General features: G+C 65.8%; 13 protein-coding genes and 1 tRNA gene. 8 read left to right on the top strand and 6 right to left on the bottom strand.

What is annotated here, in order from left to right; translation table 11 throughout:
* Positions 1-17: 17 nt before the first annotated feature.
* Positions 18-1,046, bottom strand: a complete 1,029-nt coding sequence (gene tsaD / locus AC1DKV_RS15335) for a tRNA (adenosine(37)-N6)-threonylcarbamoyltransferase complex transferase subunit TsaD (protein WP_441613126.1) — start codon at positions 1,044-1,046, stop codon at positions 18-20.
* 162 nt (positions 1,047-1,208) lie between these two features.
* Here tsaD and AC1DKV_RS15330 point away from each other — a divergent pair, with 162 nt between their 5' ends.
* The 4 genes from AC1DKV_RS15330 to dnaG all read left to right on the top strand — a co-directional run bounded on the left by AC1DKV_RS15330 (position 1,209) and on the right by dnaG (position 5,438).
* Entirely contained in the window at positions 1,209-2,483 is a 1,275-nt protein-coding gene (locus AC1DKV_RS15330) for a BaiN/RdsA family NAD(P)/FAD-dependent oxidoreductase (protein ID WP_441613125.1), read from the top strand.
* A gap of 110 nt (positions 2,484-2,593) precedes the next feature.
* Positions 2,594-2,806: a 30S ribosomal protein S21 gene (rpsU, locus tag AC1DKV_RS15325; protein ID WP_017226050.1), complete on the top strand. Its 213-nt coding sequence runs from the start codon at positions 2,594-2,596 to the stop codon at positions 2,804-2,806.
* A gap of 129 nt (positions 2,807-2,935) precedes the next feature.
* The gene (locus tag AC1DKV_RS15320) at positions 2,936-3,385 is read left to right on the top strand and encodes a GatB/YqeY domain-containing protein (protein WP_441613124.1); all 450 of its coding nucleotides are present in this window, start codon (positions 2,936-2,938) and stop codon (positions 3,383-3,385) included.
* 238 nt (positions 3,386-3,623) lie between these two features.
* On the top strand, positions 3,624-5,438 hold the full coding sequence (dnaG, locus tag AC1DKV_RS15315) for a DNA primase (protein WP_477137628.1): 1,815 nt from the start codon (positions 3,624-3,626) through the stop codon (positions 5,436-5,438).
* Between the two features lie 108 nt (positions 5,439-5,546).
* On the opposite strand, the gene AC1DKV_RS15310 is transcribed toward dnaG, so the two are convergent.
* Positions 5,547-5,942, bottom strand: coding sequence for a hypothetical protein (locus AC1DKV_RS15310; RefSeq protein WP_441613122.1), 396 nt, complete (start codon positions 5,940-5,942; stop codon positions 5,547-5,549).
* Here AC1DKV_RS15310 and rpoD point away from each other — a divergent pair.
* Both rpoD and AC1DKV_RS15300 read left to right on the top strand, forming a co-directional pair.
* A complete protein-coding gene (gene rpoD / locus AC1DKV_RS15305; protein ID WP_441613121.1) occupies positions 5,932-8,205 on the top strand; it encodes an RNA polymerase sigma factor RpoD in 2,274 nt (757 codons plus the stop codon). The genes AC1DKV_RS15310 and rpoD overlap by 11 nt on opposite strands.
* A gap of 35 nt (positions 8,206-8,240) precedes the next feature.
* Positions 8,241-8,319, top strand: a tRNA-Ile gene (locus AC1DKV_RS15300).
* A 69-nt stretch (positions 8,320-8,388) separates the two neighbouring features.
* On the opposite strand, the gene AC1DKV_RS15295 is transcribed toward AC1DKV_RS15300, so the two are convergent.
* On the bottom strand, positions 8,389-10,386 hold the full coding sequence (locus AC1DKV_RS15295) for an acyltransferase family protein (RefSeq protein WP_441613120.1): 1,998 nt from the start codon (positions 10,384-10,386) through the stop codon (positions 8,389-8,391).
* Positions 10,387-10,983: 597 nt separating this feature from the next.
* On the opposite strand from AC1DKV_RS15295, the gene AC1DKV_RS15290 reads away from it, so the two are divergent.
* On the top strand, positions 10,984-11,148 hold the full coding sequence (locus AC1DKV_RS15290) for a hypothetical protein (RefSeq protein ID WP_441613118.1): 165 nt from the start codon (positions 10,984-10,986) through the stop codon (positions 11,146-11,148).
* Here the strand turns inward: AC1DKV_RS15290 and AC1DKV_RS15285 are convergent.
* A complete protein-coding gene (locus AC1DKV_RS15285) occupies positions 11,145-11,612 on the bottom strand; it encodes a hypothetical protein (RefSeq protein ID WP_441613117.1) in 468 nt (155 codons plus the stop codon). The two genes, AC1DKV_RS15290 and AC1DKV_RS15285, sit on opposite strands and share 4 nt — an antisense overlap.
* Positions 11,613-11,688: 76 nt before the next feature.
* The gene (locus tag AC1DKV_RS15280) at positions 11,689-12,597 is read right to left on the bottom strand and encodes a LysR family transcriptional regulator (protein ID WP_441613116.1); all 909 of its coding nucleotides are present in this window, start codon (positions 12,595-12,597) and stop codon (positions 11,689-11,691) included.
* Positions 12,598-12,706: 109 nt separating this feature from the next.
* Here AC1DKV_RS15280 and AC1DKV_RS15275 point away from each other — a divergent pair, with 109 nt between their 5' ends.
* Positions 12,707-13,573 (top strand): NmrA family NAD(P)-binding protein, encoded by an 867-nt coding sequence (locus AC1DKV_RS15275; RefSeq protein ID WP_441613115.1) that lies wholly within the window; start codon positions 12,707-12,709, stop codon positions 13,571-13,573.
* Positions 13,574-13,724: 151 nt separating this feature from the next.
* Here the strand turns inward: AC1DKV_RS15275 and AC1DKV_RS15270 are convergent, their stop codons facing one another.
* Positions 13,725-14,531, bottom strand: a complete 807-nt coding sequence (locus AC1DKV_RS15270) for an IclR family transcriptional regulator domain-containing protein (protein ID WP_441613114.1) — start codon at positions 14,529-14,531, stop codon at positions 13,725-13,727.
* Positions 14,532-14,631: the final 100 nt, after the last annotated feature.

The raw sequence follows: 14,631 nt of genomic DNA, 5'->3' as shown, positions 1-14,631 counted from the left end.
GCCGGACCTGCCGGGCGCTAGGCCGGCAGCCGGATATCCGACAGTTCCCAGCGCGGCGTCACGCCATAGCTGTAGTCGCGCTGCGCCAGCTGCGGCGCGGCCTGCAGGCGCATCGCGCCGGCGAAGGCGATCATCGCGCCGTTGTCGGTGCAGAACGCCAGGTCGGGGTAATGCACCTCGATCTTCTTCTGCGCGGCGAGCTGGTTCAGCCGCTCGCGCAACTGCCGGTTGGCGCCCACGCCGCCGGCCACCACCAGCCTGCGGTGCCCGGTCTGCTTGAGCGCGGCCATCGACTTGGCGGCCAGCACGTCGACGATGGCGTCGACGAACGAGCGCGCCAGGTTGGCGCGGTCCTGCTCGCACACATTGCCGAGCTTGCGGGTTTGCGTCAGCACCGCCGTCTTGAGTCCGGCAAAGGAAAAATCCAGGTTGCCCGAATGCAGCATCGGCCGCGGCAGCGCGAAGGCGCCGGGCGTGCCGAATTCGGCCAGCCGCGATACCTCGGGCCCGCCCGGATAGTTCAGGCCGAGCAGCTTGGCGGTCTTGTCGAAGGCTTCGCCGGCGGCGTCGTCCAGCGTTTCTCCCAGCAGCGTGTAGTCGCCGATGCCGCGCACCTCCATCAGTTGCGTGTGCCCGCCGGACACCAGCAAGGCAACGAAGGGGAAGGGCGGCGGATCGCGCGTCAGCAGCGGCGACAGCAGGTGGCCTTCGAGATGGTGCACGCCGAGCATCGGCACATTGAGTGCGAAGCCCAGCGCATTGGCGACCGATGCCCCTACCAGCAGCGCGCCGGCCAGGCCGGGTCCCTGCGTGAACGCGATCGCGTCGATGTCGGCGCGGGTGCGCCCGGCCTCGCCGAGGATCTGCTGCAGCAGCGGCAGCACCCGGCGGATGTGGTCGCGCGAGGCGAGTTCGGGCACCACGCCGCCGTAGTCGCGATGCATGGCGATCTGCGAATGGAGTGCGTGGGAGAGCAGGCCGGCCCCGGTGTCGTAGAGGGCCAGGCCGGTTTCGTCGCAGGAGGATTCGATGCCGAGGACAAGCATGGGAAGCGCCGGGCCGGCCTCGGGCGGGGCCGGCAAATCAAGGGGTTGGCGCAGGCCGCGGCCCGTGTGGGCGGTGGCCTGGCGCAAGGCCAGCAGGGTAGCACAGCGGCGCTGGCCCCGCTTTTCGCTACAATCGCCGCTTCTTCAGCAGGCAGGATGGACATGAGCAGCAGGCAGACCACGGGAGCCGGGCAGGGTAGCGCGCGCGCCGGGCGCTTCGACGTGGCGGTGCTCGGCGCCGGGGCCGCGGGCATGATGTGCGCCGCGGTGGCGGGGCAGGGCGGCGCCAACGTGGTGCTGGTCGACCACGCCACGAAGCTGGCGGAGAAGATCCGCATCTCCGGCGGCGGGCGCTGCAACTTCACCAACCTGCAGGCTGGCCCGGCCAATTATCTGTCTGGCAATCCGCACTTTTGCCGCTCGGCGCTGGCGCGCTACACGCCGCAGGATTTCCTCGGCCTGATGCGCCGCCATGAGATCGACTGGCACGAAAAACACCGCGGCCAGCTGTTCTGCAACGACAGCGCCGAGCAGGTGATCGACATGCTGGGCGCCGAATGCGGGGCTGGCGACGTGGCCTGGCGCACCGGTTGCAGCGTCGAGGAGGTGCGCCGCGAAGGCGACGATTTCCTGGTGATGACCACGCAGGGGCCGATCCGGGCCGGCGCGCTGGTGGTGGCGACCGGTGGCCTGTCGATTCCCAAGATCGGCGCCACCGACCTGGGCTACCGGATCGCCCGCCAGTTCGGCCTCGGCATGGTCGAGACGCGCCCCGCGCTGGTGCCGCTGACCTTCGACGGGCAGGGCTGGGCGCCGTTCGCGCCGCTGGCCGGCGTTTCGATGGAGGTGGACATCGCCTCCGGCGGCGGCAAGGCCGCCGGCGCCTTCCGCGAAGACCTGCTGTGGACGCACCGTGGCCTGTCCGGCCCCGCCGTGCTGCAGATTTCCAGTTTCTGGCGGCCGGGTACGCCCATCACCATCGATCTGTTCGACGGCAACGATGCGAGCGACTGGCTGCTGGAGCACAAGGGCAGCAGCCGCAAGCACCTGGCCAACCTCCTGGCCGAGCGCCTGCCGGCGCGGCTGGCCGACGCCTGGTGCGCGGCGGCCGGCCTGAACGGCGCCCAGCCGCTGCACGACATGCCCGACAAGTCCCTGCGCCGGCTCGGCGCGGCGCTCAACGGCTGGCAACTGGTGCCGTCCGGGACCGAGGGCTACCGCAAGGCCGAGGTGACGCTTGGCGGCGTGGACACCCGCGGCTTGTCGTCGAGCTCGATGATGGCGCGTACCGTGCCCAATCTCTATTTCATCGGCGAAGTGGTCGACGTGACCGGATGGCTGGGCGGCTACAACTTCCAGTGGGCGTGGGCATCCGGGGTGGCCGCAGGCCAGTCTGTTGCGGAAATCGCACGGGCCGCGGGACAGGGCGCTGCCTAGGCTGCGCCCTGCGATTTCCTGCAATGCGGACTTGACAACCCCTGTGCTAAACTTTGCGCTTTCGCAAAAACCTCGCAGTACCGTTTAACCGCTGCTACATATTTCAGCACATGACTACCATCCGCCTTAAAGACAATGAGCCGTTTGAAGTCGCCATGCGCCGTTTCAAGCGCACCATCGAAAAGAATGGGTTGATTACCGAGTTGCGGGCTCGCGAGTTTTACGAAAAGCCGACGGCCGAGCGCAAGCGCAAGAAGGCCGCTGCCGAGAAGCGCCACTACAAGCGCATCCGCAGCCAGATGCTGCCGAAGAAGCTGTACTGACCGTACCTTCGCATCTGCGTCAGAACCCGCTGCGGGCAAGGCCCCGGCGGGTTTTTGCATTGGCGGCCGCGCGGCAGGCCGTGTTCCCCGGTCGCCCCCGTCCCGCATCACTCTATCTGGAAGATTGCCATGTCCCTCAAAGCCCGTATCAGCGATGACATGAAGGCCGCCATGCGTGCCCGCGAGTCCGAGCGCCTCGGTACCATCCGCCTGCTGCTGGCCGCCATCAAGCAAAAGGAAGTGGATGAGCGTATCGAGCTCGACGATGCCGCCGTGCAGGCCGTGATCGACAAGCTGATCAAGCAGCGCAAGGACTCCATCACCCAGTTCACGCAAGCCGGCCGCACCGATCTCGCGGACAAGGAAAGCGCCGAGGTGGAAGTGCTCAAGGCCTATATGCCCGCGGCCCTGTCCGACGCCGAAGTGGCCGCCGAAGTGCAGAAGGCCGTGGCCGAGAGCGGCGCGGCCGGCCCGCAGGATATGGGCAAGGTGATGGCCGTGCTCAAGCCCCGCCTGGCAGGCCGCGCCGACATGACGGCGGTTTCCGGCCTGGTCAAGGCCGCGCTGGCCCCGCGCTGAGCGGCAATGCATGCTGCCCCGGGGCGACGGGCGGCCGCTCATCGATGCGCTGCAAAAGTATGTCTTGCGTCGCATTCGGGCCACTACCCCTCGCCGGAGCTCCCTGCAATCCGTTGCGTCTGCACTACAATATAGAGTTAAGGGCCGGGAAAGCGCAGTTCCGGTCACGCTTTTCATCGCCATCATATCGCCGCCGCCCGCTCCCGACGGGCGGTTCGGCACAAGGACGAACAGCCGGGTGATTCCGCAATCCTTCATTCAGGACCTGCTCAACCGTGTCGACATTGTCGACGTGGTGGGCAAATACGTGCAGCTGAAGAAGGGCGGCGCCAATTTCATGGGGCTGTGTCCCTTTCACAACGAGAAGTCGCCGTCGTTCACGGTGTCGCCGACCAAGCAGTTCTATCACTGCTTCGGCTGCGGCGCGCATGGCTCGGCCATCGGCTTCCTGATGGAATACTCCGGCCAGGGCTATCCGGATGCCGTGCGCGAGCTGGCGCAATCGGTCGGCCTGTCGGTGCCGGAGGAGCGCGATCGCCTGCCGCCGGCCCAGCGCGCCGAGCAGCAGGCACGTTCGCTGGCGCTGTCGGACGCCATGACGCGCGCCACCGAGTTCTACCGCAAGCAGTTGCGCGGCGCGCCCCAGGCGGTCCAGTACCTGAAGGGCCGCGGGCTGACCGGCGAGATCGCCGCGCACTTCGGCCTCGGCTATGCGCCGGATGACTGGCAGGGGCTGGAAGCCGTATTCGGCAGCTACCGCGACGACGCCATCGCGGGGCCGCTGGTGGAGGCTGGCCTGCTGATCGAAAGCAGCGAAAAACGCGATGCCGACGGCAAGCCGCGCCGCTACGACCGCTTCCGCGACCGCATCATGTTCCCCATTCGCAACACCAAGGGCCAGGTCATCGGCTTTGGTGGGCGGGTGATGGGGCAGGGCGAGCCCAAGTACCTGAATTCGCCCGAAACGCCGCTGTTCAGCAAGGGCACCGAGCTCTATGGCTTGTTCGAGGCGCGCCATGCGATCCGGGAAACCGGCTACGTTCTGGTGGTCGAAGGCTATATGGATGTGGTCGCGCTGGCCCAGCTGGGCTTTGCCAACGCGGTTGCCACGCTGGGCACCGCGTGCACGGCAGTGCACGTACAGAAGCTGCTGCGCCAGACCGACGCGGTGGTCTTCTCGTTTGACGGCGATGCCGCGGGGCGCCGGGCCGCGCGGCGCGCCCTGGAAGCCTGCCTGCCTTACGTGGCGGACAACAAGACCATCCGCTTCCTGTTCCTGCCGGCCGAACACGATCCGGACAGTTATGTGCGCGAACAGGGGACCGATGCCTTCGCTGCCCAGGTGCGCGACGCCATGCCGCTGTCGCGCTTCTTGCTGCAGGTGGTTGCCGAGGGGCAGGACCTGCGCCAGCCAGAAGGCCGCGCCCGCGCCCAGTATGAGGCCAAGCCGCTGTTGCAGGCCATGCCGGCCGGGGGCCTGCGCCTGCAGATCGTGCGCGAGCTGGCCGATGCCACCGGCACCACGCCGGCCGAGATCGAGGCGGTCTGCGGCCTGGCCAGCTACCCGGCGCGGGTAGGCCGGTTCGCGCAGCCGCGGCCCCGCACCAAGCGTCAGGCGCCCACGGGGCTCGAGCAGCGCGTGTTGCAGCTGCTGATGTGCTACCCGCAGCTCTCGGCCCGGCTCGACGCCGACAGCCGCGCACTGTTGCTGGAAGACGAGCAGGCCGGCGCCGAAGTCCTCGCGCATCTGGTGTCCGCTTGCGACGAGTTGCGTGGCGAAGTGAACTTCGCGGCCTTCAGCGAGCATCTGGCGCAGTCGCCCTACGCCGAGGTCTATGCCAATGTGCGCGCGGCCGTGCTGCGCGAAGAGATCGAAGAGGAGCCCGCCGAGCAGGAGTTCGACGCGGCCATCGCGAAGCTGCTGGCGGAGCCGCTGCGGCGCGAGCTCGATGGCCTGCAGGCGGCGGTGATCGCGGGCACGGCCGATGAGGCCGCCAAGAGCCGCATGCGCTGGCTGGTCAGCGAGATCAACCGCCGGCGGCAGCTGGGATAGGCGCCGCCAGGCCTGCCCGGCGAGGTGCGCCGAAGCGGGCGTGGCGGTGGATGCATTAGGAACAAGTGAAGGCTTGGCCTGGTCGTTTTGAGCTTAAGCCTTGATTTTTCAGGTGAAAACCTCACCTGATGGGAAGCCGGCTAGCTGCAACGTGCTACAATAGTCGGTTTGGATAGCGAAATCTTTCTCTCCAGTTCTGGTGAAAGTGAGCGTGCCAATGGCAAAGGCCAAAGCAACCGAAAAGGTTTCCACTAAAGCTCCCCAAGCGGGGAGCGGCAAGGCGTCCGTGAAATCAACGGCGGCTGCGACGTCAGCCGCGTCAGTCAAGACGCCCGCCCAGCCTGTGCCAGCTAAGACCGCTCGGAGCGCCAAGGCGCCCGCTGCGAGCACTTCCTCCGGAACCCGCATATCCGAAAATTTGAGGCCCTCGACTTCGGCACGCGAGAGCGGCGATAGCGCCAATACAAGCGGCAAGTACGCCGCATCTGTACCAGTGAAAGGCAAGAGTATCACCGTGGCGAAACAGCAGATTACCGAAGTCGAGAGCAAGCGAGCGGCAGCAGCCAGTGCCAAGACCGGAGGCGCCAAGTCGGCCGCCCCCGAGTCGGAGGCCCCGGCACCTGCCACCACTTCCGCCCCCGTTGCATCCGAGCGTCCCGCCGCTCCGGCAGTCAAGCCGGAGCCGAAGAAGCGTGGCCGCAAGCCCAAGGCCGGCATGCAGCACGACGACAGCACCACAGACGACGTGACTGAAGAGCTTTACGAAGATGATATGCCCGCAGCAGCACCTGCTGCGGCGCCCAAGACCGAAAAGCAGAAGGCCCGTGACCGCAAGGCCAAGGAAAAGGCCCTGCTCAAGGAGTTCGCCTCGACCCAGCAGGGCACCGAGGAAGAACTCGAAGCTCGCCGCCAGAAGCTCAAGGCGCTGATCAAGCTGGGCAAGTCGCGCGGTTACCTGACCTACGCGGAAATCAACGATCACCTTCCGGACGACATGGTCGATTCGGAAACGATCGACACCCTGGTCGCCACGCTCAACGACATTGGCATCGCTGTCTACGAACAGGCGCCCGACGCGGAAACCCTGCTGCTCAACGACAACGCACCGTCGGCCACCAGCGAGGAAGAAGCGGAGGAAGAAGCCGAAGCGGCGCTGTCCACCGTGGACTCCGAATTCGGCCGCACCACGGATCCCGTGCGCATGTACATGCGCGAAATGGGTACCGTGGAGCTGCTCACGCGCGAAGGCGAAATCGAAATCGCCAAGCGTATCGAAGCCGGCCTGAAGGACATGGTCATGGCGATCTCGGCTTGCCCGGTCACCATTTCCGAAATCCTGGCCCTGGCCGAGCGCGTTGCCAGCGACGAGATCAAGATCGACGAATTCGTCGATGGCCTGATCGATCCCAACGCCGATGACGTTCCCGCCGCCCCCGCGCCGGTGGCAGCCGCTGCCGCCGCCGAGGAGGAAGACCTGGAGTCCGACGACGAAGAGTCCGAGGACGACGAGGACGACGACGCCGGCGGCCTGGCCGCTTCGGCACGCCAGCTCGAAGAACTGAAGCAGGCCGCGCTGGAGAAATTCCGCGTCATCGCCGAGCAGTTCGACAAGATGCGCCGCTCGTTCGAGAAGGAAGGCTACAAGTCCAAGGCCTACGTCAAGGCCCAGGAAGCCATCCAGGCCGAGCTGATGAGCATCCGCTTCACCGCGCGCAATGTCGAGCGCCTGTGCGACACGCTGCGTGGCCAGGTGGACGAAGTGCGCAAGTTCGAGCGCTCCATCCTCAAGATCGTGGTCGACAAGTGCGGCATGCCGCGCGCGGACTTCGTCGCCCGTTTCCCGGGCAACGAGACCAACCTCGACTGGATCCAGACCATCATCGACGACGGCAAGGGCTACAGCACCATCGTCGAGCGCAACGTGCCGGCCGTGCACGAACTGCAGCAGAAGCTGATCGACCTGCAGGCGCGCGTGGTGCTGCCGCTCAAGGAACTGAAGGACGTCAACCGCAAGATGTCCGAAGGCGAGAAGCGCGCCCGCGAAGCCAAGCGTGAAATGACCGAGGCCAACCTGCGTCTCGTGATCTCGATCGCCAAGAAGTACACCAACCGCGGCCTGCAGTTCCTCGACCTGATCCAGGAAGGCAACATCGGCCTGATGAAGGCGGTGGACAAGTTCGAATACCGTCGCGGCTACAAGTTCTCCACGTACGCCACGTGGTGGATCCGCCAGGCCATCACCCGTTCGATCGCCGACCAGGCGCGCACCATCCGTATTCCGGTGCACATGATCGAAACGATCAACAAGATGAACCGCATCTCGCGTCAGATCCTGCAGGAAACCGGCAACGAGCCGGATCCGGCAACGCTGGCCGAGAAGATGGAGATGCCGGAAGACAAGATCCGCAAGATCATGAAGATCGCGAAGGAACCGATCTCCATGGAAACGCCGATCGGTGACGACGACGACTCCCATCTGGGCGACTTCATCGAAGACACCAACACGCTGGCCCCGGCCGAAGCGGCGCTGCACGGTTCCATGCGCGACGTCGTCAAGGACGTGCTGGACTCGCTCACGCCGCGCGAAGCCAAGGTGCTGCGCATGCGCTTCGGCATCGAAATGAGCACGGACCACACGCTGGAGGAAGTCGGCAAGCAGTTCGACGTCACCCGCGAGCGTATTCGCCAGATCGAAGCCAAGGCGCTGCGCAAGCTGCGCCACCCGAGCCGCTCCGACAAGCTGAAGAGTTTCCTCGAAGGTAGCTGACCGGAGCGCGCTCAGCGCGCCGGTCTGACTTTCCAGGGCCTCTAGCTCATGCCTGGTTAGAGCAGCGGACTCATAATCCGTTGGTGCCGTGTTCGACTCACGGGAGGCCCACCAATGTTGAAAGGCCCCACAGCTTGCTGTGGGGCCTTTTCTTTTTTCCATTGCGCGAAGATCAGCGCTCGCCTAGCTTGCCCGCTCGAGCGCCCTGGCCAGCACCGGTTGCGATTCCAGGAAGCGCGCAAATACGTCGATGCCTTCGTTGGTCAGGTGTTCCTGATCGATAAAAAGAGGCTTGTCGTGCCGACCGTTTATCCAGAGCCTGCATTGCTGCGATGGGCAGAACATATCCGTGACACCGACGAAGGCGATGCCATGCCGGGCTGCCATCGACTGCGCCTCATGCGCGATATCGTGATAGTTCCAGCGCGTCAGGCTGGTGTCGGCCTCCGGGATCGTCTGCGGTATGGGGACGTTCTTCGGCAACGACTTGATGTACCGGGAGATCGGCAGGTAGAACATGGGCGACACGCCGAGCATGACCACGTCGTCCGTCACCGTCTTCGCCGCGACCAGGCCCGGCTCGACGTTTTCCCAGTTCTCGGGGACGTAGCTGAAATTGATCACGATCGCATCGATGTGGATGCGCTTCTTCAGCTGGGCGAGAAGGTCGGCGGAGTCGGGGAAGCACATGACGCCGCCGACCCGCTTGGGACGGTCCCCGGGCGGGCACGAGGATTGATGCAGCATGATGAAATTCAGCGCCGGGAATCCTCGCTGCAAGGCGTGCAAGGTATCGCGGCCAACGCTGTCGCCCATGACAAGGACGTTATGCCTTTTTGCCTGCGAGGTCAGGCAGCGAAGGATCCGTTCCGGGCTGTTGTCGTAGTCATAGCTGCATGTCCAGCGGCTGTCCTGAGCGGGATCATAGTCTCCCGATTCGCCGTCGTAGTTGAGATTCAACGTGTCGAGGTAGTAGGCTTCCTCATCCTCGATATGGGCGATGACCTGCGCCTTGCCGCCGGAATACAGGGCCTTGCGGATCTGGGCAAATGCGCTGTAGCGATAATCCTTGACGAACGGACTCGCGCCAATCGCCACCACCACCAGCATCGACGTGGTGAAAGCCAGGAAAAGCGCGTAGACATCCTTCGTCGCGGGAGCAGCGGCTTTCGTCCGTATGGGTTTCTCGACGTAGTGGTAGGAAATGACGGCACACAGCAGCGTTGCCAACAGGCTGGCGAAGATGAACTTGTTGTCGTCCGACGGCTTTGCCGTGCGTGCGAAGACGAGAATCGGCCAGTGCCACAGGTACAGGCCATACGAAATCAGGCCGATCCCGGCCATGGGCCGTGATTTCAGCATCGGTGCCACGAGGCGGCCACGCCCGAACGCCGCGATGATCAAGGCGGCGCCGATGGTCGGCGGCAGGGCGAACGCGCCCGGGAATGGCGTGCTGTCCGTGTACATCAAGACGGGTGCGATGATCATCGCCACGCCCGCCAACTCCATCGTGTCGGCCACGATGGCGCGGCGCGGCCCGGAGACGACAACGGTTGCGAGCAGGGCACCTGTCAGCAATTCCCAGAAGCGCGACAGGGAGCTGTAGAAGGCCGTGTCGACCAGCCCGTCTCCGATGAGGGTGCAGGCATAAGCGAAGGAGAGCAAGCCCGCCAGCGCCACGCCGAAGGCCAGCCACTTGCCCTTCATCTTGAGCAGCAGCAACAAGATGCAGGGGAAGAGGAAATAGAACTGTTCCTCGATGGCCAGGGACCATGTATGCAGCAACGGCGTGAATTCCCCGGGGCCTTCGAAATATCCGACCGTAGACAGGAAATACCAGTTGGAGGCAAAGCCGAGCGCGGCATATGCGCTCTTGCTGAAACTCTTGAACTGGGTGGCATTCAGCAGGAAGAATGCGCATCCCCATGTGAGAAAGAATACCGGGATAAGCGGCGGCAGCAGCCGGCGAATGCGGCGCTCATAGAACGCGCGTAAGGAAAATGTTCCTTCCCCTGCTTCCTTGAGTACCAGGGAGGTGATGAGGTATCCCGATATGACAAAGAAGACGTCGACGCCGACAAATCCTCCGGAAGCTCGCTCGATGCCGGCATGGAAGAGGATGACACTTAAGACGGCGAGCGCTCTTAGTCCGTCTATTTCGGATCTGTATGGGGGAGGCATTGTCAGTGAATTCTTATCTTGGCCGGGAATGTCCCGGGACATTCCGTGAAATACCGTTTGTATTTCCCGGAATGCGAGGAAGCCAGATATCGATGAGCGCGGCGCACGCGTAGCAGTGATATCTCGCCCAGCGCCGCTGCGCTGCCCGAAGGCAGCGGGCCGTGCGTGCGGCGCGGGCTTGTGCGGAATATCCGATGGGGTGCGTTTCGCGTGCCTGGGCAGTCATCCCTTGCAGGGGACATCGATCGGCGTCACCGATCGCGCGAACGCTCAGGCAGGAACGTTGCCGGGGAAGCTTGCGCAAGCGAATACGAGAGTTGGCATCGCTGGCTGCGGGCTCGCCTTCGGGAAGGTCGTGCTCGTCTGCTTGCTTTGCCGTGAATTGGACCTTGGCCACTGCTGCTACTTGTTGAGACCGGGATGCATGGCGCCATTCGACAGCCATGCGGGCCGATCATAAGGTAGGCAATTTGCGTGGGTCAACGCACGAACGCGCCGAAATACCCGTCTATTCCGCGTGAAACACGGGGCTTTCTGGGCTACGCCGGAACGGCGATGGAGGTGCCGGACTAAGCGGAATCGCTGGCGCGCTCCCACATGGAGATCCGCTACACGGATGGCGCGACGTACGCGAAGTACGCGGCGCAAGCGATGCGGCAGGAAAAGGCCGCGATGGAGAAGCCAGGCCTGGGCAAGCAGGGTGAACGGCGGCGGGCATGCGCAGTGCGCTCGCGCCTTCCGCCATCCGCCTTCGACGCCTAAAGCTGCTGGGCCGCCGCCAGCCCGATGATCTTCTCCCACCGCAGCGCTTCCTTGCGGCTCGCCATCGGTAACTCCCAGCTGGCTTGCGCGTGGTGCTCCAGCGCCAGGCCGACCGTCCACCTGCCGCCGATGTCCGCCGCCTTGGCGCCGGCGATATCGGCGAACAGGAATTTCGCTTGCCGCCCGCCCAGGTCGAGATAGCCGCGCTTGTTCTCGGCGTCGATGCGGATGCTGCCCCACGGGCCGGCCAGGGACACGACGCGTTCGCCGTTGATCTTCTTTCCGTGGATGGCGCGGTAGCGGCGCAGCAGGCTGGCGGCCAGCGCGGCCAGCAGCGCCACGCCGGTGGCAACCGCCGCCGTGCCGGCCAGCGAGCCGTACATGGCGGCCACGGCTGCGTAGAGCCGGACCGCGCCGTAGATGAGGGCCCCGATCAGCGCGAGGCCGGCAATGATGAATGGCACGTCTTCTTCCTTCTTGAGCGGCGTGGGACTTAACGCCGGTTGTGTCGATTATGCCGCCCGCCGCGCCTGCAGCCGGCTAGCGCACGCACAGCGCCGCGACGAAATCGATGAAGGCCCGTACCTTGGCGGGCAGGTGATGCCGCGAGGGATAGAGCGCGTACAGCGGAAAGCGCTCGTCGGGCCAGTCGGTGAGCACCGGCACGAGCCGGCCGTCAGCCAGCAGGCTCTCGGCGCCGAGCTGGAGCACCTGCGCGATGCCGTGGCCGGCCATGCAGACGCTGTGCATGGTGCCGACATCGTTGACCGTCAGCCGCCCCCTGGCCTGGATGAGGATGCGTTCATCGCCGCGATGGAATTCCCACTGGAAGGGCCGGCCTGTCTCCGGATCCCGGAAGTGGATGCAGGCGTGGGCGCCGCTCTCGAGGTCAGACGGCGTCTGCGGCGCGCCATGCCGCTTGAGGTACGAGGGCGCAGCCACGGTCAGCACCGGGATGTCGAGCAGCTTGCGCGCGACCAGCGTGGAGGCGCGCGGAAAGCCGAAGCGGAAGGCCAGGTCGAAACCGTCGCCGATCATGTCGCCGAGGTTGTCGCGCGTGACCAGGTCGAGCGTGAGGTCGGGGTGGTCTTCGACGAATGCGCCGAGGCGCGGGGCGATCACGAGACGCGAGAAGAGCGGGTCCATGTTGACGCGCAAGCGGCCGCGCACCACGCTCACGCCTTTGCCCGCGGAGGCGGTGGTTTCCTCGAGTTGCGCGAGCAGCGGCAGCATGTCTTCGTAGAAGCGGCGGCCATCGTCGGTGAGCGCGACGGTGCGCGTGGTGCGGTCGAACAGGCGGATGCCGAGCCGGGCTTCGAGCCGCGCGATGGCGCGGCTGACGCCGGATTGCGTCATGTCCAGCGCCTCGGAGGCGCGCGCGAAGCCGCCGTTGTCGACCACCGCCAGCAGCACGCCGATGCCGTCCAGGATCCGCTCGTCGAAGCTCATCGATGCCTCGCAGTCATCAATCAAGTGACAGGCATGTTATCGCTAAATTCCCCGGCGGAAACCACAATTCGGTCACCGCGGCGCGTGCCGCGACCGACTGGAGATGACGATGTTTGCTGTGACTGGGATTACCGGGAAGGTGGGTGGTGTGGTGGCGCGTGCGCTGTTGTCCGCTGGCAGGGATGTGCGCGCGGTGGTGCGCTCGGCGCACAAGGGTGCCGAATGGGCCGCGCAGGGCTGCGAGGTCGCGCTCGCCGAGATGAGTGATGCGCAGGCTCTGCAGCGTGCCTTCACGGGCACCGAGGCGGTGTTCGTGCTGCTGCCGCCGAACTTCGATCCCTGCGCCGACCTGTCCGAGTCGCGTGCGATCGTGACGGCATTGCGCCAGGCGCTGCTGGCCGCCCGGCCGCGGCGCGTGGTCTGCCTGTCGACCATCGGCGCGCAGGCAACCCAGCCGAACCTGTTGCAGCAGCTGTCCCACATGGAGCGCGAGCTGGGCACGCTGCCGGTGCCGGTTGCCTTCGTGCGCGCAGGCTGGTTCATGGAAAACACACTGTGGGACATCGAGCCGGCGCTTGCTCACGGTGTGCTCGCCAGCTACCTGCAGCCGCTGGACAAGCCGGTGCCGATGGTGGCGACGGCCGATGTGGGCCGCGTCGCGGCGGAGTTGCTGCAGCAATCCTGGGAAGGGCGCCGGGTCGTGGAGCTGGAAGGGCCGCGCCGCATCGCTCCGCTGGAGATTGCCGCCGCGCTCTCGACACTCCTGGGCCGTGAGGTCAAGGCGCAGGTTGTTCCGCGTGCCTCGTGGGAAGCGCTGTTCCGCGCGCAGGGCATGAACAACCCGGTGCCGCGCGCGCAGATGCTCGATGGCTTCAACGCCGGCTGGATCGACTTCGAGGCGGCGCAGGCAGACACGCGCAAGGGCACCGTGCCGCTGCAGACAGTGCTGGCGGCAATGGTGGAGCGCCAGCAGTGAAGGCGCATCGAGGGCGCATGTCCGGCGGCGGTAGTGCCCGGCCGCCATGTGGGCGGGCGGTGATCCCGCCCGATGCGGTGTGCGGGCTTGCCGGGTGACAGCGCGGTGCTGCTGCCCGGATCGTGCGCGACGACAGCCGTGGTTCGCCGGGTCAGCTCCTGCGCAGCACCGCTTCGATTTCCTGCGCCGCGCGCTGCAGCGCCGGCAGGTAGTGCCGCACGAGATGGGCCTCGTCGCGGCTGCCCAGCACCATGCTGAAGCCCACGCCCGCCACCACCTTGCCGGAGGCCGCGCGCAGCGGCACGGAGATGCCGGCGTAGCCATCCACGAGCTCGCTGATCAGCGTGCAGTAGCCATGGCTGCGCACCTGCCTGAGGGTGCGCGCCAGCGCGGTGCGCGAGCTGACGGTAAACGGGGTGAGCTTGCGCAGTTGGGCGGTGGCGAGGTACGCATCGAGCGCCTCGTCGTCCAGGCCGCCTAGCAGCACGCGCCCGAGCGAGTGCGCATAGGCGGGCATGCGGCGCCCGACTCCCATGTCCACGCGCAGTATCTGCTGCGGCTCCTCGCGCGCCACCAGCGCCACCGATTCGCCATCGAGCACGCCGAGCGAACAGGTTTCACCGGCCTGCTCGGCGAGCGCCTTCAGATAGGGTCCGGCCAGGCGCGGCAGGTCCATCGAGGCGAAATAGGCGTAGCCCAGGTCCATCACGCGCGGCGTGATGGAGAACTCACGCCCGTCCTGCGCCAGGTATCCGTTGTGCTGCAGCGTCAGCAACAGGCGGCGTGCGGCGGCACGGGTAACATCGAGCTGTTCGGCCACCTCTTGCATGGTGAGGCTGCCCGCGCCGGAGGCGAACAGGCGCAGCAGCGCCAGGCCCTTGGTCAGGGAATCGAGCAACTCGCTCTTTTCTTGCGGGTCGGCCGCGGGGACCTCGTCTGCCGCTCTTGCACGGTTCATGGGCTGCTTGTGGATGGGGAACGATCGAAACGGGGGATTTTATTGCCCTGAGCGCACTTGCGCGATACGGACATGCCTCCGTATGATATGCGTTTTGCGA

This window comes from Cupriavidus sp. 05T41 (assembly GCF_056396525.1).
Note: the sequence above shows the minus strand (reverse complement) of the source record. Positions and strands in the feature narration are given on the sequence as shown.

What these genes read in the sequence shown, in the direction of transcription:
- tsaD (WP_441613126.1), bottom strand. Translation starts at nt 1,046, where the DNA reads ATGCTTGTCCTCGGCATCGAATCCTCCTGCGACGAAACCGGCCTGGCC.
- AC1DKV_RS15330 (WP_441613125.1), top strand. Translation starts at nt 1,209, where the DNA reads ATGAGCAGCAGGCAGACCACGGGAGCCGGGCAGGGTAGCGCGCGCGCC.
- rpsU (WP_017226050.1), top strand. Translation starts at nt 2,594, where the DNA reads ATGACTACCATCCGCCTTAAAGACAATGAGCCGTTTGAAGTCGCCATG.
- AC1DKV_RS15320 (WP_441613124.1), top strand. Translation starts at nt 2,936, where the DNA reads ATGTCCCTCAAAGCCCGTATCAGCGATGACATGAAGGCCGCCATGCGT.
- AC1DKV_RS15295 (WP_441613120.1), bottom strand. Translation starts at nt 10,386, where the DNA reads ATGCCTCCCCCATACAGATCCGAAATAGACGGACTAAGAGCGCTCGCC.
- AC1DKV_RS15290 (WP_441613118.1), top strand. Translation starts at nt 10,984, where the DNA reads ATGGAGATCCGCTACACGGATGGCGCGACGTACGCGAAGTACGCGGCG.
- AC1DKV_RS15280 (WP_441613116.1), bottom strand. Translation starts at nt 12,597, where the DNA reads ATGAGCTTCGACGAGCGGATCCTGGACGGCATCGGCGTGCTGCTGGCG.
- AC1DKV_RS15275 (WP_441613115.1), top strand. Translation starts at nt 12,707, where the DNA reads ATGTTTGCTGTGACTGGGATTACCGGGAAGGTGGGTGGTGTGGTGGCG.
- AC1DKV_RS15270 (WP_441613114.1), bottom strand. Translation starts at nt 14,531, where the DNA reads ATGAACCGTGCAAGAGCGGCAGACGAGGTCCCCGCGGCCGACCCGCAA.